At 40.1% G+C, this 529-nt stretch carries 1 protein-coding gene; it reads left to right on the top strand.

Annotated features, from left to right (window positions below):
- Positions 1–284: 284 nt before the first annotated feature.
- Complete coding sequence (locus NP589_RS21625; protein ID WP_155931185.1) at positions 285–425, top strand: hypothetical protein; 141 nt, start codon at positions 285–287, stop codon at positions 423–425.
- The last annotated feature ends 104 nt before the right edge of the window (positions 426–529 follow it).

Here is a 529-nt window from a genome sequence, read left to right as displayed (position 1 = left end):
TTAAACGCAGCACCAGAGTATAAGTCCGATCCGACAATATCCACTTAAACGTTCTTCAAAAATCAGCAGCTGGCAGGCAAAGACACAGCATTTGAAAAAAAAATTTTTAGCAAACAACATTAACGTCGAATGTTAAGTCTCTGAAGATGAATAACATTGAAAAAACGCGCGACAGATGTAGTTTAAAAACCACTTGAAATCCTCGTTTAACGTAGGAAAATCGCGCCCGAAGCGGCATTTTTATGACGCTGTTCACACTTTATTCGATAAAAAGAGGAGGCATTATGAAAATCGCACTTGTCGCTATGGCCGGAGTCACTATCGGCGCACTGATAGCTATTTCAGCTTTTCAATTATTGAAAGTCATTTTTCAAGAAATGTACAAAATGGCGGCTGAGGCTTGGTATAGCCCTGAGCAACATTAAACTGCCTTTGCATCGTTGCAGGCCGGTTAAATGACAGACGAAAACCGGCCATTTGAAGAACTAAAAAAACTTTAATGCCTATACTCAAAAAAAAATGCCCCGCC

The organism is Methylomonas rosea (assembly GCF_024505055.1).
Lineage (GTDB): Bacteria > Pseudomonadota > Gammaproteobacteria > Methylococcales > Methylomonadaceae > Methylomonas > Methylomonas rosea.
Note: the sequence above shows the minus strand (reverse complement) of the source record. Positions and strands in the feature narration are given on the sequence as shown.